At 65.9% G+C, this 18,837-nt stretch carries 16 protein-coding genes; 8 read left to right on the top strand and 8 right to left on the bottom strand.

Translation table 11 applies throughout. From position 1 onward, the window contains the following. Positions 1–175: 175 nt before the first annotated feature. The 3 genes from FGL94_RS14850 to FGL94_RS14840 all read right to left on the bottom strand — a co-directional run bounded on the left by FGL94_RS14850 (position 176) and on the right by FGL94_RS14840 (position 3,536). The gene (locus FGL94_RS14850) at positions 176–835 is read right to left on the bottom strand and encodes a helix-turn-helix domain-containing protein (protein ID WP_144926960.1); all 660 of its coding nucleotides are present in this window, start codon (positions 833–835) and stop codon (positions 176–178) included. Positions 836–1,426: 591 nt separating this feature from the next. Continuing rightward, entirely contained in the window at positions 1,427–2,050 is a 624-nt protein-coding gene (locus FGL94_RS14845; RefSeq protein ID WP_144927025.1) for a hypothetical protein, read from the bottom strand. 127 nt (positions 2,051–2,177) lie between these two features. After that, positions 2,178–3,536 (bottom strand): hypothetical protein, encoded by a 1,359-nt coding sequence (locus FGL94_RS14840; RefSeq protein ID WP_144926957.1) that lies wholly within the window; start codon positions 3,534–3,536, stop codon positions 2,178–2,180. Between the two features lie 295 nt (positions 3,537–3,831). Between FGL94_RS14840 and FGL94_RS14835 the strand changes: the two genes are divergently transcribed. From FGL94_RS14835 to FGL94_RS14815, 5 genes are all read left to right on the top strand, one after another. Beyond that, on the top strand, positions 3,832–4,314 hold the full coding sequence (locus tag FGL94_RS14835) for a metal-dependent transcriptional regulator (RefSeq protein ID WP_144926954.1): 483 nt from the start codon (positions 3,832–3,834) through the stop codon (positions 4,312–4,314). A 71-nt stretch (positions 4,315–4,385) separates the two neighbouring features. Then, entirely contained in the window at positions 4,386–4,619 is a 234-nt protein-coding gene (locus tag FGL94_RS14830) for a DUF2249 domain-containing protein (RefSeq protein WP_144926951.1), read from the top strand. Between the two features lie 299 nt (positions 4,620–4,918). Then, the gene (locus FGL94_RS14825; RefSeq protein ID WP_144926948.1) at positions 4,919–6,754 is read left to right on the top strand and encodes a multicopper oxidase domain-containing protein; all 1,836 of its coding nucleotides are present in this window, start codon (positions 4,919–4,921) and stop codon (positions 6,752–6,754) included. 186 nt (positions 6,755–6,940) lie between these two features. Further along, on the top strand, positions 6,941–7,321 hold the full coding sequence (locus FGL94_RS14820) for a cupin domain-containing protein (protein ID WP_144926945.1): 381 nt from the start codon (positions 6,941–6,943) through the stop codon (positions 7,319–7,321). After that, positions 7,318–7,623, top strand: coding sequence for a cupin domain-containing protein (locus tag FGL94_RS14815; protein WP_144926942.1), 306 nt, complete (start codon positions 7,318–7,320; stop codon positions 7,621–7,623). The genes FGL94_RS14820 and FGL94_RS14815 overlap by 4 nt, the downstream gene beginning before the upstream one ends. A 606-nt stretch (positions 7,624–8,229) precedes the next feature. Here FGL94_RS14815 and FGL94_RS14810 read toward each other — a convergent pair. Next, positions 8,230–9,447, bottom strand: a complete 1,218-nt coding sequence (locus FGL94_RS14810; protein ID WP_144926939.1) for a hypothetical protein — start codon at positions 9,445–9,447, stop codon at positions 8,230–8,232. A gap of 543 nt (positions 9,448–9,990) precedes the next feature. Here FGL94_RS14810 and FGL94_RS14800 point away from each other — a divergent pair. Further along, entirely contained in the window at positions 9,991–10,662 is a 672-nt protein-coding gene (locus tag FGL94_RS14800) for a helix-turn-helix domain-containing protein (protein ID WP_144926933.1), read from the top strand. Between the two features lie 106 nt (positions 10,663–10,768). Here FGL94_RS14800 and FGL94_RS14795 read toward each other — a convergent pair whose 3' ends face one another. Both FGL94_RS14795 and FGL94_RS14790 read right to left on the bottom strand, forming a co-directional pair. Beyond that, positions 10,769–11,269, bottom strand: coding sequence for a molybdopterin-dependent oxidoreductase (locus tag FGL94_RS14795; protein WP_144926930.1), 501 nt, complete (start codon positions 11,267–11,269; stop codon positions 10,769–10,771). Positions 11,270–11,511: 242 nt separating this feature from the next. Beyond that, a complete protein-coding gene (locus tag FGL94_RS14790) occupies positions 11,512–11,922 on the bottom strand; it encodes an SRPBCC family protein (protein WP_144926927.1) in 411 nt (136 codons plus the stop codon). Between the two features lie 148 nt (positions 11,923–12,070). Here FGL94_RS14790 and FGL94_RS14785 point away from each other — a divergent pair, with 148 nt between their 5' ends. Continuing rightward, positions 12,071–13,168 carry a DUF2249 domain-containing protein gene (locus FGL94_RS14785; RefSeq protein WP_144926924.1) on the top strand — a complete coding sequence of 366 codons (1,098 nt, stop codon included), beginning with the start codon at positions 12,071–12,073 and terminating at the stop codon, positions 13,166–13,168. Between the two features lie 93 nt (positions 13,169–13,261). Then, positions 13,262–15,832 carry a heavy metal translocating P-type ATPase gene (locus FGL94_RS14780; protein ID WP_144926920.1) on the top strand — a complete coding sequence of 857 codons (2,571 nt, stop codon included), beginning with the start codon at positions 13,262–13,264 and terminating at the stop codon, positions 15,830–15,832. A gap of 540 nt (positions 15,833–16,372) precedes the next feature. Here the strand turns inward: FGL94_RS14780 and FGL94_RS14775 are convergent. Continuing rightward, positions 16,373–17,014 carry a hypothetical protein gene (locus FGL94_RS14775; protein WP_206664932.1) on the bottom strand — a complete coding sequence of 214 codons (642 nt, stop codon included), beginning with the start codon at positions 17,012–17,014 and terminating at the stop codon, positions 16,373–16,375. 97 nt (positions 17,015–17,111) lie between these two features. Next, complete coding sequence (locus FGL94_RS14770; protein WP_144926914.1) at positions 17,112–18,836, bottom strand: cytochrome c oxidase subunit I; 1,725 nt, start codon at positions 18,834–18,836, stop codon at positions 17,112–17,114. Position 18,837: the final 1 nt, after the last annotated feature.

Genomic DNA, 18,837 nt, shown 5'->3' with positions numbered 1-18,837 from the left:
ATATTCCCATCTCGTGGGTAAATATCTGAACATCATCGCCGTTTTTTACTTAAATGGTGTCCGGATCCGATGATGATACTCCGAATATGTTCGATCGGCGTCTGGTCGCGGCGGATCGACCGTTCGCGATCGCGGGGTCAGAACGGACGGCGTCGAGGGGGGCGCGAGTCGGACCTCACTGGGTGGTTTCGTCGGGGTCGACCTGCGGGGGGAGATCTTCGACGAACCGCTTGACGGCGATCTCCTCGGCGTGGTGGAGCGCCTCGCTGCAGGTGGACTTCGCGACCCCGGCGCAGTCGGCCAGACCGGTGAGCGAGCAGCTCCGCGGCGTGTCGTAGTACCCCTCTTCGATCGCGCGGAGGAGCAGGTCCTGTTCGGTCTCGGTCAGCAACTGGCTCGCCCGCAGCCGCTCCCGGACGTACTTGACGCGGAACTCCAAGCCGAACTCGTCGAACTGCCGGCCCAGCTCCGCGATTCGGTCGTGGGCGCCGGTGATGTCGATGACCGCGTCACCGTCGCTGATCTCGACGGGCATCTCGATGGGGACACCCGACCGCTTCGCCGCGAGCAGCAGCAGCGGCGCCGAGGTCTCGAACTGCACCGTCGCCTCGTGGTCGTCCCGGCCCATCACCGACGTCTCGGTGACGGAAGGGTGCGACTCCATCGCGTCGAGGACGGCCTCGACATCCGGTGCGGTTATCCACACGAGCGCGAACCCCGGACCGTCGCCCGGGAGCGCGGCGATCACCCGAAACGTCGCCTCCGGGAACTCACGGGAGACGTCGGCCGCCCACGGACCGTCCGGTAGCTCAACGACGAGGCGTGCTTGTGTCATAGATGTTCTCGGTGGGTTACCACGGTTGTCGATGAGGGACTTCGGCCGCTTCCGGCCGAATGCGACTCCGTCGGGAGCCGGGATCGGTTCGGATCGCGGTCGCGGGAGCGGGCGTCCCCTTCCCGACCGCCGCGACGTGAGTCCGACGCCTCATCCGTCGAGGTCGTGTTCGGCCATCGTCGGACGGGTTCACGTACGACCCGAATTAAAAGGATGCACCGGGCATTTTTACGGAGTAACGGTATCAACCGAACTGTTCGAGACGCCCCTTTATACCCGGCACAGAGCGGAGCGACTTCGCCGCGGCGGATCTCCCGATCGAGGCGGACGACGGCCGCGACGACGGCAACTTCAGCCGACGATTTTCTCGCCACATCTGCCGAACGGGCTCGCCCGAGAACCCGATCGGCCGTACGGACGACATACCCCAGAGACGACTACCGAGGCAGACCTGCGCGACGGCTCTGACCGCGGCCGTCGAAATCGGGTCTACGGAGCGCTCGACGAGGCCGAAACAGGCGTAGCACTTCTCATCACCGCCGATCTGGAGATCGACACGCAGTGGCCGTTGCCACGGCGGACCGGCCCCTTTCAGAACGGAGCGTCCGTCGATCCGCGACTCGGGCCCTCGTTCTCCATCGACCGCTCCATCGGGTTCGACCCGATCTCGGTACCGCCCTCCGGGTCGGCGGTCACGTCTCCCGTCTCGAGATACGTCTGCTCGAGGTCGACGAGCTGCTCGTTAATCGCCTCGCTCTGGTGATGCATGGGCGCTGCGCGGACGCGAACGAGGTCGTACTCGTGTCGGTCCGAGAGCCCGTTCCACGCTCGGAACGACCCGATCGTCAGCGTGTGAGTCTGCGGGCAGAACGGGGTCGTCGGCGTGAACTCGGCACGGAGCACGCGGTCGATATCTTCCGCTTCGACGGCGTCGTCGGCGCCGCCGCGTTCGACGGCGTAGCGGTAGCCGGCGCTCGTGTGACGGGTGTCGAGGTTCAGCCGGGCGAGGTTGTAGTTGAACGTCATATCGTACACCTTTCGGTCCTCGAAGCAGTCGCGAGTGAGGCGGTGAAACGCGACGTGGTCCGCCCCGGTGAGCAGGTCGTGAGGCTCGAGGAACTCGCCCGGTCTCGGGACGTGATCCGAAACGAACTCGTCGTACCCGTCGAACAGGTCGCTGTCGTCGGACCCGAACGGAGACGGAAAGCTGGGCATGCGCTCACGTTCGAGACCGGGAGAGGTACCCCTGATCCCGCACATGTTCGAGTCGAGCGACTCGCCGCTCCGGAAGCGGCCGCCCTGTCGGTCGTTCCGTCCGTCGAACCCGTGAGTATCAATCAACTCACTCCTCGGCCGCCTCGTCGAGACCGCGCGCTCGGCGCGGCGAGAACGACCCGAGGACGATCCGGTCGATCGAGTGCGGGCTGTGACGGACCAACACGAGGACCATGTTGACCACGAACGCCATGATACCGAGGCCCACTAGCAGCCCGCCGAGGAGCGCCGGCGTCCCGGTGACATCCAGCAGGTTCGAGCCGACGATCAGTGCGCTTCCGCCCCCGAGGAGTACCCCGTCGGTCGCGGCGAGCCGGTCGTCGTAGAGGTCGTCGATCATCGGGACGTCCTCTAACCCCAGCAGATCGCTGTACCGGTTGACCCAGATAACGAAGGGAATGATGTGGTAGAGCGTCCCCACGACGACGAACCCGATCGCTCCCAGCAACAGCAGGTGGCCGGCGTTCGCCGCGCCGAGCAGATAATTCCGAGTTAACGGGTCGGATATCCACGCGGGCGCTGAGACGGCGATCCACAGCGCGAGCGCGCCCACCGCCACGATGTACCGCGTGTGCATCGGGGTCCGTTCGACCCGCATCTCGTACAGTTTGCGTGCCAGGACGAGACAGAACGCCGACGCGGCGAACAGGATCAACAGACCGCCGACCCGCGCGACGGGAGCGTGAGCCACGAGCCGACCGACCGCGAGCACGACCACGCCGGTGGGATGCGCGATCTCCTCGACGGATCGAAGACGGTGGTCGATCCCGTGGAGCTCCGTCTGCGTGAACATCGTTCCGAGCTGGTACAGCGCCCCGTACACCGTCGTGAGAACGGCGCCGAAGACCGCGAGGGTCGCGTGGGCTCCCACCACCCCGGACCGGCTGACGCCGACCCGCGAGAACGTCGGAACCGTGAAATCGACCGCGAGGAGGACGCCGAGAACGGTCAACACGAGGAAGAAGCCGAGCGCGCCGAGGAAGTGCCGTTCGGTGACGTCGTACTCCTCGACCGTGCCGAGCGTTCGGACGATGTTGTACGCGAAGACCCAGAAGCCGACGAGCATGAGCGCCGCGAACGGGATCAGCCACGCCGTCTCGACCAGGAGAAACGCACCGACGAACCCGGTGAGACCGACGACGACCAGCCCCAACTGCACGTTCGCGAGACGCCGCGAGTGGAGGGTCGCTCCCGACCAGACGGGCACGAACTGCGTCATCGCTCCCATGATCGTGATACAGATCCACCCGGCTAACAGGAGGTGGACGTGAGCGAGCCGCCCCAGGCCCGGAACGGCGTTCAGCTGTAAGCCGATCCCCAGCCCGATTCCCCCGACGAGAAAGACGAGCCCGACGACGAAGTGTCGTAACGGGACCGTCATCGGGGGCTGTTGGTCCGTCTCGATGTTACCCGGGATGGCACCCATGGGGACGGGTACGTTCTCCGCACACCTGACAGTACCACCGAAGATGTTCCCCTTCCGCCGGTCGCGGACCTTCCTACTGGAACGGAGTGGAGCGGTGTGTCGACGATCGCGGGCCGCCTCCGGCGGGATCTGATACCGCAACGAACCCGCTCACGGATAGCGGCTCTCGAGTCGGCCGAACGCCGGGGCGAGTCTCTCCTGTACCGCGGTTAGAGACCTGGCGTACCGAAGTCGACGATAGACGGGAACATGTTCGGAGGCACCCTCATGTCCGGAGCGTGTCGACCGTACGGTAATGGCTATCGACTACTCGCGGGCGGACGTCTGCGGCTGCACGCGACCCACCGCCTGCGTCGATCGGAACGGAGGGCTGTATCTCGTCACCGTCAGGCGGCTCGGGACCGACCGCGACGACCTGGTTCGGACCGGGGAAGTGAGTGATCGACTCGACGTCGCGCCGTCGACCGTGACGGAGATGTTCGAGCGACTCGCCGCCGCCGGGCTCCTCCGACACGAGAAGCGAGCCGGGGTCGCGCTCACTGATCGGGGGAGAGAGGTCGCGCTGGAACTCGAAGCGCGCCAGTGCGCCGTCCGAACGTTCTTTCGCCGTCGAACGGGGTTCGACATGTCACTCGAAGCGGGCTACCGAATCGGATACGTTCTTCCGGACGAGGCGATCGACCGCCTGCGGGTGCTCGTCGACGAGATGCCGAACACGTGTTCTGCGACCCCGCCAACCGGAGTCGAACAGTGCCCGTTCGCGGGGACCGAGTGCTGACCCTCACGACGGGCGCGTCTGCGAATATGTTCGGGAGAACACGCACGCCCGTCGCCGACGCTTACACGGATATGGCCACTGAGCGAAACGAGGTCGGTCGACGCCTCGACGTCCGAGAGATCGACGGCGAACCGTTCGGAGACATCATGGCCGAGCTCGAAGCGCTTCCCGACGACGAGACGCTGCTGTTGATCAACAGCTTCGAGCCGGAGCCGCTGTATCAGGTCCTCGAAGAACGCGGGTTCCAGTACGAGACGACGTCTGACGGGTCCGATGTGTGGTACATCGAGGTTCGACACGAGTAAACTACTTCCGCGAGGCCCGTCGATCCCCAGTGTGTCCGCTTCTGCACCGGTATCCATGCGGACACGGTTCCACTCGACCGTGTTCGCGTGACGCTTTCGGTGTCACCGGAGCGTCTTGGTCTAGCGGGATCGAACGTGCCGGGAGGGATCGAACGTGACGGGTACTCGCCGGATCAGATCTCGACGAAGTACTTTCGATCCTGCGACCCCGTTTTTGTCGGCGAACATGTTCGAACTGATCCCCAGCGAGTGGCGTTTCCCCGGCCCCCTATTTGCATGACTCGGCTAGCGTGTTCAGAATGGGTGACAAGGCTGACCGATCCCGAAGTGAGGTTGCACGGCGGAGGTTTCTCGCGGCCGTGGGTATCACCGGTACCGCGGCGCTCGCGGGCTGTGCCGGAAAGAGTATTGGCGCCCCGGTGGCTGCGGAAGAGACCGGAGACACGGAAGGGGAATCCGACCCGACACACACGTCACCGGACCTCGAGCGGTGGGTCGACGAGGTGCCCCGCCCGGGCGTCATCGAACCGAGCGGAACGAAGGACGGCCAGCCCCGCTACGAGGTGGAGATGGCCGAGATCGAACAGAGGCTCCACCGCGACCTCCCGCCGACGACCCTGTGGGGCTACGGCGGCCAGTTCCCCGGGCCGACGATCGAGGCCGAACAGGGCGAACCGATCTACGTTCGGTGGCAGAATCACCTGCCCGACGAACACCTGCTCCCGGAAGATTCGACGATCCACGGCGACATCATCCCGTACGACGAGCCGGGCGCGCGCGTCGTCCCGCACCTCCACGGCGGCAACGTCGAACACGAGAGCGACGGGAAACCGCAGGCGTGGTTCACCCGCGACTTCGAGCGGACGGGCCCCGACTTCGAGAAGAAGGACTACTACTACGCGAACGACCAGCCGCCGGCGACCCTCTGGTACCACGACCACTCGCTCGGCATCACGCGACTGAACGTCTACGCCGGTCTCGCGGGCTTTTATCTGCTCCGGAACGATCACGAGCGGGAGCTCGACCTCCCGACGGGCGACAACGAAATCCCGCTCGTGTTACAGGACCGAAGTTTCAACGAGGACGGCTCGTTGTACTACCCCACGAACGTTCCGGCGACACAGGGAGATGAAGACGACTCGCGGCCCGACCCGAGCATCGTCCCGCAGTTCTACGGCGACACGTCGACGGTCAACGGGAAGGCGTGGCCCCGACTGTCCGTCGATCCCGAACGGTACCGGTTCCGCCTGCTCAACGGGGCGAACAGCCGATACTACGACCTCAAACTGCTCGAATACGACGAGGAATCGGGCGACACCGGCGACGCGGGGCCGCCGTTCGTCCAGATCGGTAACGACGGCGGACTCCTCTCGGAGCCGGTCGAGACCGCCGACCGCCTCGAACTCGGATCGAGTCAACGGGCGGACGTCGTCGTCGACTTCAGCGAGTACGCGGGCGAGACCCTGCTCCTGCATAACGACGCGCCGGCGAAGTATCGCGGCGCGAGCGGGATCGAGGCGGACGGCGCCGAACCCCTTCCGGAGGTCATGCTGGTCGACGTGGCGGCCGCGGAAAGCGAACGGGCGCCCACGCAACTCCCGGACGAGCTGACGCGGGTCCCCGAGATACCGACGGAGTCCGTCGACACCGAACGGTACCTCACGCTTGCCCGCCAGACGGACGAGTACGGTCGCCCGCTCTACGCGCTCGGCACGGGTAACGAGAAGACCGGCTTCGAACTCACGGACCCGGTCACCGAGACCCCGACGCTCGGAGACACCGAGATCTGGAGTCTCGCCAACTTCACGGGGATGTCCCACCCGATGCATCTCCACCTCGTTCACTTCCAGGTGTTGGGCCGCCAGTCGGCCGCCGACTACGATCCCGCCGAAGACGACATCGATCCGGACGCGCTCGACGGCCCCGAGACGTACGAACTCGGGTGGAACGACGTCGTCACCGTCGACCCGGGCGACGTAGTGCACGTGATCGCGCACTTCGGGGAGTACGAGGGGCTCTTCTCCGATCAGACGGGCGATTATATGTGGCACTGTCACATGATCGAGCACGAGGACCACGACATGATGCGACCGTTCAGGGTCCTGTCGCCCGATGACGAGGGTGGGAGCGACTAATTGGTCGACAGGGCCGATCTGACGGGAACATGTTCGACTCAACCCTATTGTGTCTCCCCGCTGCATACTGATGTGTATGAGTTTAGGCAAACCTAAAATAAGTCGAACGGCCGAGTCATCGGCCGCCATCACGCGACTGGCCGCCCGATCGAACGACTGTGGAATCTGTCGACTGGGTGATTCAGTATGACAGCAATCGATTTCGACGGGGAACGGACGTACGACGACGAGAAGTTCTCGGCGGTCGAAGTGTTCCGGAGCGAGCGGATGAAAGTCGTCTGCGGCTACTTCGAACCGGGACAGTTCATCCCGGTTCACGCCCCGTCCAGCGACGTGGTGATCGACGTTCGTTCCGGCACCGGGCTCGTCCGCGACGGCGATGAGGAACACCGCGTCGCACCGGGAGACGTCGTGACCGTCGGAGCGGACACCGATCGCGGTGTCAAGGCCGACGACGACTCGCGGCTCGAAGCGCTGCTCGTCACCGCTCCGCCGCCGACCGATGCCGAACACGAACCGGTCCGCCGGGGACTCCGAACCGACGAGTTCGATCCGACCGATACATGACGACGATACACAGCCTCGGCAAACTGGACGGACGGCCCCACGCCAACGTCTTCCCCGACGCTGAACCGAAGACGATCAGACTCACTCTCGACGCGGGCGGCGAAGTCGCGCCTCACTCGCACCCCGACCGCGAGATCGTGTTCCATCTCGTCGAGGGGACGATAGAGTTGGAACTCGACGGCGAGACACACGAGCTGTCGGCAGGCGACGTGGCTCGCTTCGACGGCGACCAAGAGATCGCTCCCCGTGCCGTCGAGGAGAGCACCGCACTGATCGTCTTGGCGTCTCGGTCCGACGAGTAGTCGGAGGCCGACGAGCGGCCAGTCGCTGAAGGCAGCTTCTTGATCGATAGCGGGAGTAAGTGAAGCAAATCGGTAGCAACGATTCAGTATTTAAACGATCGTGAGCGCCATCGACGATCGCTTATAAACCCCGATGCGGTTGGCGCGCCCCGGTGAGCGGCCGATAGGCCGCGAGCCGCCGGTGCGAGGGCGTCGCTGGCGCCGACGGCGCCAGCGACGAGGCTGGGGAGGCGGGAGGCGCTGTGCGGTTGCGGGCGGGTGGGACTCAAAGGGGCAGTCGCGAGGGCGAAGCACGGCGACGAAAGCACCGCAGACCGCGAACGAAGTGAGCGATCGAGGAGCGCATCGAGCCGCGCGAGCCGTCGCGGCTGGGGCTTTGGACGCCTTCACGGCGAAGTCGTCGATCACTTATAAATCAGCGCCAGCAACACTACTCGATCACTTATAAACGACCACACTCACAACGTGCTATACCTACTCCCGCTATCAATCGCTGCTGTGTCTGTATTGACCACATTCGGGCGATACGTGCCATCTGAAAACTATTTCAATGGAACCGCCCGTTTGGACAGGCCGATTCGACACGGACCACGTTGATCGAGGAGATCAGGTCGCTCGGGTCCTGAACACGCTCGCGATGAGGTACGCGTACCCGAACGCACCGAAGAGCGTGAGCCAACGACCGAAAGCGCTCGCTCGTGTCGAAAGAGACGCCGTCGCGGGATCGAAGACGGCGATCGCAGCGACACCGAGGACCTCGATCCCGAGTCCGCAAGCGAGCGCGGCGATCGCTACGCTCGCGGAACGGTTCGACGACCCGGGAAACGCGCCCAGCCGCGGCGGATAGAACTGGAACGAGGTTCCGACGATCATCAGGCCGAGAAAGCCGAGCAGGTTGACCCGGAGGTGGGTCTCGATCAACGCCGGAGACGCGCCCCCGACCGCGAAGAGACCGCCGAAAAGGACGCCGATAACGCCGAACGTCGCGCTTGGGAGAAGGGCGTACAATCCGATTCGGCGTTTGTCGGACTGGAACCACATTCCGGAGACGACGAGCGCGAAGCCGACCATCGCGATCACCATCAATGCGGCACCGAGTGGGAGCCATCGATCGTCGACGAACCCGCCGGCGATGATCCCGGGTGCAGTCGCGGTGACGGGTAGGACGAGGGCGGCCGACGATCGAGTCGGACGTGCGCCGAGGAACCGCGGAAGCAGTCGAAAGCCGAGCGTGACCACGAGCAACGTCGCGGCGCCGGCGGCCAAGAGATGCGTCGCGGCGGCCCGGACGCCGATCAGTGGCGGGAGCGCGCTCGCCTGCCCGGCGACGGTCTCGTAGCTACCGACGAGGAGATACAGGAGGACGATGGGGACGAAGCGGTTCGCGAACCGGTCGAGCGGCCGCCGGTCGGCGTTGTGCTCTCCGGTCCCAGTCGTCCCGTGTCGGAGCGGTCCGCCGATCGTCAGTGCGAGCGCTCCGATAAACACGACGACGCCGACCGTCCAGAGCACACCGCCGAGAACGCCGAGGTCGACACGGAAGCGACGAACGAGAAGCGGGTCGAGCGCGAGACACGCAGCCCCCGTAACGACGAAGGGAAACTGGATCATCGGGGCGTGCTCGAAGACGAGATCGACGTCGAAATACGCCGGCACGAGGGCGTAGGCTTTGCCGAACACGATTTGGAACACGAACCCGAACACGCCCAACGTCACCGTCGTGCGTCGCGGGAGGCCGGCGACCGTGGCCACCTGCCAGCAACAGAGCGCGAGTACCCCGACGAGAACGTATCGACGCGACCAGCGCGATATCTCAGCGGCCATGCTTCATTTCTGCTATTCTCGAGGAACTTGGTCTACTCTGTCCGTTGGCCGTTACTCGTCGTCAACCAACTTTGTCCGAACGTAGTATGGCCCGTCCCAATTTCGGACCCATTCCGGGGCTGCAGGGTGCGATTGCAGCTGATTCGCCTCGTACGATTTGTCCGGGAACACGGCTCTCTCTCCGTCAGTTCCGTCTTCCCAGGGCACTTCGAACGTCACTGGGTCCCGGTTTTCGGCGGGAGTCAGCTGTTTGTCTGCCCCGTCGTCTAGGTGGAACGGTGCGTCGACCCATTCTTGCGGAGTAAACGTAACGGCTATCGCTGATTTTGTGTTTGTCATGCTAATCGAAATTCCGATGCGTGTTCTAATACCTCCGCAGAAGGCCGTAAAGGGATAGGACGACTCTCACGCCGTGAGATACGAAGCGGCACCCGTCCACATCCACGCGAGAGTTTCCGACCGTCTCCAATTTGACGAACCCGTCCCTCCTCTGATCGGGACGCGAAGACGAATCCATTTCCCCCGTGACAGCGAACGGTCGGTATGGCACAGGCTCGACTCAACGTTGATCTCCCGGATGGACCGTGGGTCGGCGAGGTCTCTCGGGAGTTCCCGGAGGCGCGGATCCAGGTACTCAGTGCGACCCCCGGAGACGGTGCGGGGTTCGCGCTCGTGAAGATCTCCGCTGACGATATGGACGACATACTGGACGCGATAGAGGTCCACGACACGATCGAGGAAGTCTCGGTCATGGCGTTGAGTGACGGGGTCGCCACCGTTCACGTCGAGGCGCACGCACCGTTGTTGATGGCGGCCGCACGGCAGGCCGGGATCCCCATCGAGATGCCCGTCGAGATAGAGAACGGCGTGGCCCGGATCGACATCACCGGCGCCCACGACCGCATCGCCGACTTCGGGGAGATGCTCCGGGCCGTCGGTGCGGAGTTCGACGTCGAGTACGTTCAACAGCGGTTGAACCCGGGAGAGTCGCTCACTGAACGGCAGCGAGAGGTGCTGTTCGAGGCGGTCGATCGCGGCTACTACGACGTGCCACGCACCTGCACGCTAACCGAGGTGGCCGAGCACGTCGGGATCGCGAAATCCACGTGCAGCGAAGTTCTCCAGCGCGTCGAACGGACGATCGTCCGAGAGTTCGTCGACGATCTCCCTCGGAATCCGATCGGGTTCGAACCCGATGAGAAAACCGACAGTTAAGGCGTTGGTACCAACGATTTGTGACGAACGAGGATTTGACTGGGACCGCTCCCGTGACCGCTGATCACTCTTCGGATGGGGACCGAGTGGACAAAGTACCGGACCGTCACTCCAGTCTGCCGGTTGCTATGTTCTCGGCGGTGTCGTCGACAACGGGCTCCGAGCGACGCACCTCCAGCGCCGTCACCCACTTGACGCTCTCCCAGCAGTCCGAGTCGCCGGTGGTCGGGACGAGTCGGGCCGGCCCACCGTGTTCCACGGGAAGGGGCCGATCGCCGAGTTCGACCGCGAGGAGCGCGTCGGCCACGCGATCCCTCCGGAACGAACAGGCGTACTCGCCGTCCATCGAGCGGACGAGCACGTAGTCTGCATCAGCTTCGGGGGCGGCGCGGTTCAGAACCGACCCGACGCGTATTCCTCGCCACGACAGACCCTCTGCGATCCAGCCCTCGACGCACTCGAAGTCCTCCGTAACCGTCTCGAGGGGAAACTCCGACAGCTCCCCTCGCTTGACGCGAAGCGGTTCGGAAACCGCACCGGTGACTCGGAGCGTCCACTCGTTCGGGTCGATCTCGTCGGGCACGCTGTGAGTTCGTAGCTGGGACATTGCGCTGTTCGGCGCTATGTGCTCACGTACCATATGTTACGCGCCGAACAAACGACCGAAACGGGACGGGTACCGTTCCTCCGGTTCGTGTTGGTCTGTCTCTTCCCGGGAGGGCCTCGCGCTTCTTGTGGTCGGCGACCGTTTCGGCGCACATGGCAACGTCTCGGGGTCACCCCGGCGGACATCGGCTGCTCTTTGTGTCGCTCTCTTGTAGAAACGCGGAAAGACGAAAGAGCGACGGGTTACACGACCCCTTCAAGCCAGTCGAACTGGGCCGAGAGTTCCCTTCGCCGTTGGCGTTTGATGACCGTCGAGTCGAGTACGTCCCCGACGATCGCAACGTCGAGCGCGAACTCCGTCGTCGCGACCACCTCGCTCCCGTTGGGTGCCGGTGTGACGGTGTACGCTGTCCGCATTTCCTCGAAGATGCCCTCACGCTGTTCGTAGGCGAGGTCGGCTTCAGGACGGTCGACGAGTTCGAGCGTGAGTTCGATCGTCGCGATCCCCACCTCGTTCGCGACGCAGACCGTTTCGCCGTCGACGAGAACCTCGTCGAAGCCCGACGCTCGCATGAACTGCTCGAGTTCGTTCATCGATTCGCGGACCACGGCCGGAGGTGCGTCGATCGTTCGCGAAAGCGTCACCGAATTCATGGGTCCGGATTTCCTTCGGGGAGCGACCGAGACCCCTGTGCTGGAGTGGTGAACATAGTTCATTCCCCGGGCCCGTCTCGTTTAGTGCATATCCCGAACGCGTTCGGCTGAGAGACCATCCCTCTTCGCGGCCGTGATCGATCCGAGAATGGTTACTGAAATCGATCTGCGGGATCACTCGCCTCGCGAGTTTCACGAACGGATCTACGGAGCGCTCGACGAGACCGAGACGGATGCCGAAGTTCTCGTTATCGCCGATCGAGATATCGACGCGCATCTCATCCGGTATCAGATCGAACGGGACCGCGCCCTCGACTGGGACCACGAGGATCCCGACGCGGAACCGCGCGAGGTTCGGGTGTCCAAACGGGAACCGCTCGGTGACGGTGAGTTGGGGACGTTCGACGTGCGTGACCTGATACCCCAGCGGCGACACGAGGTGTTGCTCGACACGTTCGACCGCCTCGAACCGGACGAGGGGTTCGTCCTGGTGAACGACCACGACCCGAAGCCGCTCTACTACGAGCTTCGCTCGATGCACGGCGACGTCGTCGAGTGGGAGTACGCGAGTCGCGGATCGGGCGGATGGCGAGTCGAGATCGTGAAAACGGACGCATCGACGGCCGATGACGAGGACGTGATCACGCGATACGACGTTCGTGAGATCCCCAAACCGGACCGTCACGAGACGATCCACCACCGATACGGCATGATACCCGACGGGGAGGCGATGGAGCTCATCGCCCCGCACGAGCCGCGACCGCTCCACGGCGAGTTTCGAGAGCGGTACGGCGACGCGTTCGACTGGGAGGTGGTGGAAAAGCAGCCCGGTCGCTGCCGCGTCCGGATCACGAAGACCGAACGGGCGGACTCCTCGTCCGGGGACGTGGGGAGCGCGGCTGATGAGGAGAGCGCGGCTGACGCGGAGCGCGCGGCTGATGAGGAGGGCACTGCCGACGAGACGCCCGAGGCCACGAGGGAACTCGACGTCCGCGATCTTCCACCCGCTCAGCGCCACGAACAGATCTTCGAGGCGTACGCGGACCTCGACGACGGCGAGGGGTTCGTCCTGGTGAACGACCACGACCCGAAGCCGCTGTACCACCAGTTCGACGCCGAGGCCGGACCGGCGTTCTACTGGGAGTACCGCAAACAAGACCCCGGGGAGTTCCGCGTACTGGTCGGTAAGTCGGCGTCGAGCGGCGGCGAATCGAGCGTCTCCGAGGAACCGAACGCCCCGTTCTGAGATCGACCCGCGACCGGGCCGCCTTTTTATTCCGGCGAAGGCCCGAACACGTTCGCGGACAGGGACTCGTGGGTGGCCGACCGATCGCGAGTGATGGGCGACTGTCGGCTCTGTGACCTCCCGACCCCGGACCCACCCGTCAGTGCGGCCGACGTCGACGGCGGGTTCTGCTGTCGCGGCTGCCTGGAGGTGGCCCGTCGACTCGACGACGTGGGCGACGCCGAGACGGGGGTGGGAGAGATCGGTGATACGACGACCGGAAGCGACCGGGCGGCCGCCGGGAGGACGCTCCCGCCGGACGCCGCCGAGGCCTATCTGGCGGTCGACGGGATGCACTGTACGACCTGCGAGACGTTCCTCGGACTGCGGGGGGACGACTGTCGGGGAGTTCGTGCGGTGGAGGCGAACTACGGCACCGAGACCGTCCGGGTCGTCTACGATCCGGAGGAGATCGAACGAGGGGAGCTCCCGGAGTCGCTCTCCGGCTACGGCTACACGCTCCGGTTTCGGGACGAATCGGCGACGGACGACGGCCGGACGATCGGAGACGATCGCGCGCGGACGCGTTCGGACGATCGCACGGTCGAACGGCTCGTCGTCGGCGGCTTCCTCGCGATGCTGATAATGCCGTGGTACGTCCTGTCGCTGTATCCGAGCTACCTCGGCATCGAGACGAACGTCCTCGCGATCGACACCACCACCGCCGTGGGACGGTATCTGCCGCTGGCGTTCATCGCGCTCCTGACGACCGTCCTGCTGGCGTACACGGGGGCGCCGCTGCTCCGCGGCGCGTACGTGAGCGTTCGGGCGCGTCGGCCGAACATGGACCTGCTCGTCGCGGTCGCCGCGCTGTCCGCGTATGCGTACAGCACCCTCGCGCTCGCGACCGGCAGTACGCACCTGTACTACGACGTCACGGTCGCCGTCGTGATGGTCGTCTCGCTCGGCCGGCACTACGAGGAGCGAGTCCGGTCGCGGGCGAACGACCTCCTCGAAACCGTCACGGCCGCCCGCGTCGAGTCGGCGACGCGGGTAACCGACACGGGGTCGGAGACCGTCCCGATCGCGGACCTCGAACCGGGCGACCGGGTCCGGATCACGCCCGGCGAACGCGTGCCGATCGACGGCACCGTGATCGAGGGGACCGCCGACGTCGACGAGTCCGTGATCACCGGGGAGTCGCTCCCGGTGCGAAAGGGACCCGGCGAGACCGTGATCGGCGGCGCGACGCTCCTCGGCGACGGCCGAGCGGCCGACGGCGGGGTGGTCGACGGAAGAGAAGTCGACGAGATGGAGGCCGAAGGAGATGAATCGGCCGGCGCGATCGTGATGCGGGTCGGCGAGAACGCGGAGAGCACCGCGGACCGGCTCGCCGCCGCGCTCTGGGAGGTCCAGACCGCCACCCCGGGGATCCAGCGGTTCGTCGACGCGCTCGCGACGATATTCGTGCCGGTCGTGTTGACGCTCGGGCTCCTCGTCGCCGGCTGGCGGCTCGCGACCGGCGGAACGGTCGCCGCCGCGATGCTCGCCGGACTGACCGTCCTCGTCGTCTCCTGTCCGTGCGCGATGGGACTCGCGACCCCGCTCGCCGTCTCCGGCGGGCTCCGCGACGCGCTCGACCGCGGCGTGGTCGTCACGGACGCCTCGGTGTTCGAGGTCGCTCGGAAGGCCGAGACGGTCGTGTTCGATAAGACCGGGACCCTCACTGCGGGGGAGATGCGCGTCAGCGAGACGCACGGCGACGACCGGACGCTCCGCCGCGCCGCCGCGATCGAACGCCGCGCCGACCACCCCGTCGCGGACGCGATCCGGGAGGCGGCGACCGGCGATCCGTCGAGGGCCGACGGCCAGCCGACGGCTGACGACCGACCGGTGACCGACGACCTCCCCGAGGGGACGCGGGTGGAGTCGTTCACCCGTTATCCCGGCTCGGGGGTTTCGGGGGATCTTGTCCCCGCCGCCCGCAACGACTCAGATCCGGGAAGGACCGGCCCGCGCGTCGTCGTCGGGACCGCCGAGTTGGTCGCCCGCGAGTGCGGTCCGATTCCGGGGGGCCTGCGAGAGCGCGTCGACGCCGTCACGGATCGGGGCGCGCTCCCGGTCGTCGTGGGGTGGAACGGCGCGGCCCGCGGCGTGATCGCGGTCGAGGACCGCGAACGGGAGGGGTGGGACGCGGCGCTCGACGCGTTCGCCGATCGGGAGGTGGCCGTCCTGACCGGGGACGAAGGCCCTCGGGCCGACCGGTTTCGAGACCATCCCGCTGTGGACGAGGTCTTCGCCGGCGTGCCGCCGAACGGAAAGCTCGAAGCGGTCCGCGGGTTCGCCGCCTCCGGGACCACCGTGATGGTCGGCGACGGGACCAACGACGCGCCCGCGCTCGCGGCGGCCGATCTCGGGATCGCGATGGGCGACGGAACGGCGCGCGCCGTCGAGGCCGCGGACGTCGTGATAACGGGCGGGGACCTCCGAGCGATCGAGACCGTGTTCGACCTCGCGGCCGGGACGCGGCGGCGCATCCGCGAGAACGTGGCGTGGGCGCTGTGTTACAACGCGGTGGCGATCCCGCTCGCGGTCGCGGGGGCGCTCAATCCCTTCTTCGCCGCGCTGGCGATGGCCGCCAGCAGCGGCATCGTCGTGACGAACTCGACGCGATCGGTGCTGTGAGGGCGGCCCCGCGAAACGGCGGACCGCTGAACGGCGTCTCGTAAACGATGACGGGAGTGGGTGTTGCAGATTGGTGGCGGTAGTTCGATATTTAAACGACCATGAACCACGGCGACGATCGCTTATAAATAGAGTCCGGTGGCGCGCCCCGGTTCGCGGCTCTCCGGGCCGCGAACCGACGGTGCGAGGGAGTCGCTGGCGCCGTCGGCGCCAGCGACGAGGCTGGGGAGGCGTGAGGCTGTGCGGTTGCGGGGCGGGTGGGATTCTAAGGGGCAGTCGCTGAGGGCGGCGCAGGCGACGTAAGCACCGCAACGAGGGAGCGTTAGCGACCGAGTGAGGCGCGCAGCGAGCGTGCGCCGTCCTCAGCGACTGGGGCTTTGGAAGCCTTCACCGCAGAGCCGTCGATCACCTATAAACAGCCGCTAGCAGCATCGCTCGCCCACTTATAAACAACCACCGAGGCAACTCGATATACGTACTCCCGTTATCGCTCGTTCGCTCCGATACAATCGGAGCGAGAGACCCCCGCCGACACCCTCCCTACACCGTCCGGATGAACCGCCGGAGCGTCTCGCCGTCCGCGTCCCGCAACTCGATCTCGAACTGTTTCCCGGACGGACCGTCGGAGAGCGACTCGCGGGGCGCCGACACCGCGTACGGCGGCTCGTCGCTGCGGTCGATCTCCTCGCTCCCGGAGAGGAGCACGACGTGGTCGACGCCCTCGGCGGTCTCGAGCTCGCAGGTGATCGGGTCGCCGTCGGTCTCACAGACGAGGTCCGCGGTCACGTCGCCGCCGTCACCGCCGAATTCGGAGGTGAAGTCGAGCAGCATCACGCCCGGAGCGAGGGTCCCCACGACCGCGACGATCACGAGGAACGTCGTGAAGTTGATCTTCGACCCGTGGCGAACGAGCCGCCGCACGGTGGGATTCTCGGCGGTGCGCCGCAGTCGGATCACGGCCGGAACGACGAGCATGTGGGTGAACGGCCCCCACGCGATCAGGACGAAGCCGTAGGCGATCGCGTACCGCAGCGCGGTCGCGTCTATCCAGTAGGCCAACAGGACGTTTCCGCCCATCCACAGGAAGAACCCGAGGAAGACGAGGGCACCGCTCTTTAACCAGCGCCAGACGGGCGTGTTGGCGTAGTACACGCTTAAGAGGTCACGCCAGGCCTGACGCACGATTCCGCCGAGTCGCGCCGGAAGTGAAGTACGGGAAGTGTCGGTCATTCGTGGAGTGTCTCGCGGTCGTTGGGTCGGTGATTCGGGCGGCCGGCGGTTACGCGCCGATCGCCCACAGCTGGGTCAACAGGTACCAGTTCAGTACGTAGACGGCGGCGAAGACGCCGAGGAATATCAGACAGAGCGCGAAGGTCCCGCGGAGCTCGACCGCGTGGATCGGCTCCCCGCCGTCGGCGTGGAGCCCCCCTTCCGGAAGCATCCCGCCGTCGTCGCCCTCGGCGAGCCGGCCGCCGAACAAAAGCGAGCCGACCGAGACGCCGACGAACAGGACGCCAGACAGGATCGCCAACAGCGCGAAGATCCCGAAGATCATGAATATCGGAATCGCGGCCGAGAAGCTAAACTCCGAGCCGGGGATGTTCCTGACGGCCTCGGCGGTCCGGCGGGGCACGCCGTAGAGGATCCCCGCGTACATCAACATCAGCGTGGCGACGCTCATCGCGGCCCCGTAGGCGTACGGGATCGCGCTCGCCAGCGCGTCCGAGACGAAGTCCCGCCGGAACATCGTCTTGATGACGAAGAGGACGAGCCCGAAGAACGCGAGCGTCGTCCCGAGCGCGACCGTCGCGTGGAAGTGCCCGACCGTCGCGAGGGTGTTGTGCCAGGTCATGTTCACCTGGATCTGGCCCATCACGACGCCGGTGATCCCGCCGAGGAAGCCGAAGAGGATGATGCTGAAGACCGTCGAGGCGAAGACGGGGTTCCGCCACGGCGCGGAGGTGAGCCACCCGAAGAGGCCGCCGCCCTGTCCCCGACGGCGGCGGCCGGCCTCGATCCCGGCCGGGATCGCGAACGCGTGAATCATGCTCGCGAAGGCCGCGCCGTAGAAGGCGTAGGAGGTGTTCCAGATGCGCCAGCCGGCGGAGACGCCGGGGTCGACGAGCAGGTGGTGGGCCGCCCCGAGGTTGATGAAGAAGAGGTAGAGGATGAAGGCGGTCCGCGAGACCTTCTCCGAGATCACGACCGCGCCGCCGACGACGTGGGTCAGGAAGTACCACACCGTGATCATCGCGAGCAGGTTGATCTGCTGGGTCCCGTGACCGACGATCCAGTAGAGCTGCCGGTAGATCCCCGGGTCCACGGAGGCGATGAGGTCGATCCGCCAGGCGAGCGCGTACGCGAACGCCGCGATCCCGCCGAGGATCGCCTCCACGGCGATGATCCCGGTGACGAACGCGCCGAAGGCGACGAGCGGGAGCGTCCTGTGGCTGTCGCGGGTCTCCGTCCAGATCGTCGCGAAGAACGGCAGCGCCGCGATCGTGGCTCCGAGCAGGAAGACGATCGCCGTGGCGTAGAACCACGGCGTGACGGGGAGCGGGACGTACGCCGTCAGAAGCGGCGCCTCGTTGGGCGCCTCGGCCAGCCAGATGGACGCGTTCACGCCGATCGCGCCGACGACCATCGTGACCCACCCGAGGGCCGCGAGCCGGCGAAGCGGGAGCTCCCGGCCCAGAACCATCGGTCCGCCGACGTAGAGGACGGCGATCTCCATGAACACCATCCAGAAGATGAGCAGGTTCCACGCGTGCATGCTCAGGTGCGTGTAGTAGCTGCTCGGGTCGAGCAGGCCGATGAACTCCCACCGGGTCATCGCGACGGAGAAGGCGAAGCTCCCGCCGACCGCGAGCGCGATCACCGCGGTCAGGCCGAACAGCTTCACGTAGTTCTCCACTGACTGATGGATGTCGAGCCCGGTCACCGAGCACGTCCGGAACCCGTCCGCGTCGTAGTCGTTCCGGAACAGGGAGGCGATCGCGGACATG

It is taken from the genome of Halorubrum salsamenti, assembly GCF_007671685.1.
Taxonomy (GTDB): Archaea; Halobacteriota; Halobacteria; order Halobacteriales; family Haloferacaceae; genus Halorubrum; species Halorubrum salsamenti.
This window is presented reverse-complemented; position numbering and strand designations above follow the sequence as displayed.

Excerpts from the sequence above, each read along its gene's own strand:
- FGL94_RS14850 (WP_144926960.1), bottom strand. The coding sequence starts at position 835 with ATGACACAAGCACGCCTCGTCGTTGAGCTACCGGACGGTCCGTGGGCG.
- FGL94_RS14845 (WP_144927025.1), bottom strand. The coding sequence starts at position 2,050 with ATGCCCAGCTTTCCGTCTCCGTTCGGGTCCGACGACAGCGACCTGTTC.
- FGL94_RS14840 (WP_144926957.1), bottom strand. The coding sequence starts at position 3,536 with ATGGGTGCCATCCCGGGTAACATCGAGACGGACCAACAGCCCCCGATG.
- FGL94_RS14835 (WP_144926954.1), top strand. The coding sequence starts at position 3,832 with ATGGCTATCGACTACTCGCGGGCGGACGTCTGCGGCTGCACGCGACCC.
- FGL94_RS14830 (WP_144926951.1), top strand. The coding sequence starts at position 4,386 with ATGGCCACTGAGCGAAACGAGGTCGGTCGACGCCTCGACGTCCGAGAG.
- FGL94_RS14825 (WP_144926948.1), top strand. The coding sequence starts at position 4,919 with ATGGGTGACAAGGCTGACCGATCCCGAAGTGAGGTTGCACGGCGGAGG.
- FGL94_RS14820 (WP_144926945.1), top strand. The coding sequence starts at position 6,941 with ATGACAGCAATCGATTTCGACGGGGAACGGACGTACGACGACGAGAAG.
- FGL94_RS14815 (WP_144926942.1), top strand. The coding sequence starts at position 7,318 with ATGACGACGATACACAGCCTCGGCAAACTGGACGGACGGCCCCACGCC.
- FGL94_RS14810 (WP_144926939.1), bottom strand. The coding sequence starts at position 9,447 with ATGGCCGCTGAGATATCGCGCTGGTCGCGTCGATACGTTCTCGTCGGG.
- FGL94_RS14800 (WP_144926933.1), top strand. The coding sequence starts at position 9,991 with ATGGCACAGGCTCGACTCAACGTTGATCTCCCGGATGGACCGTGGGTC.
- FGL94_RS14795 (WP_144926930.1), bottom strand. The coding sequence starts at position 11,269 with ATGTCCCAGCTACGAACTCACAGCGTGCCCGACGAGATCGACCCGAAC.
- FGL94_RS14790 (WP_144926927.1), bottom strand. The coding sequence starts at position 11,922 with ATGAATTCGGTGACGCTTTCGCGAACGATCGACGCACCTCCGGCCGTG.
- FGL94_RS14785 (WP_144926924.1), top strand. The coding sequence starts at position 12,071 with ATGGTTACTGAAATCGATCTGCGGGATCACTCGCCTCGCGAGTTTCAC.
- FGL94_RS14780 (WP_144926920.1), top strand. The coding sequence starts at position 13,262 with ATGGGCGACTGTCGGCTCTGTGACCTCCCGACCCCGGACCCACCCGTC.
- FGL94_RS14770 (WP_144926914.1), bottom strand. The coding sequence starts at position 18,836 with ATGTCCGCGATCGCCTCCCTGTTCCGGAACGACTACGACGCGGACGGG.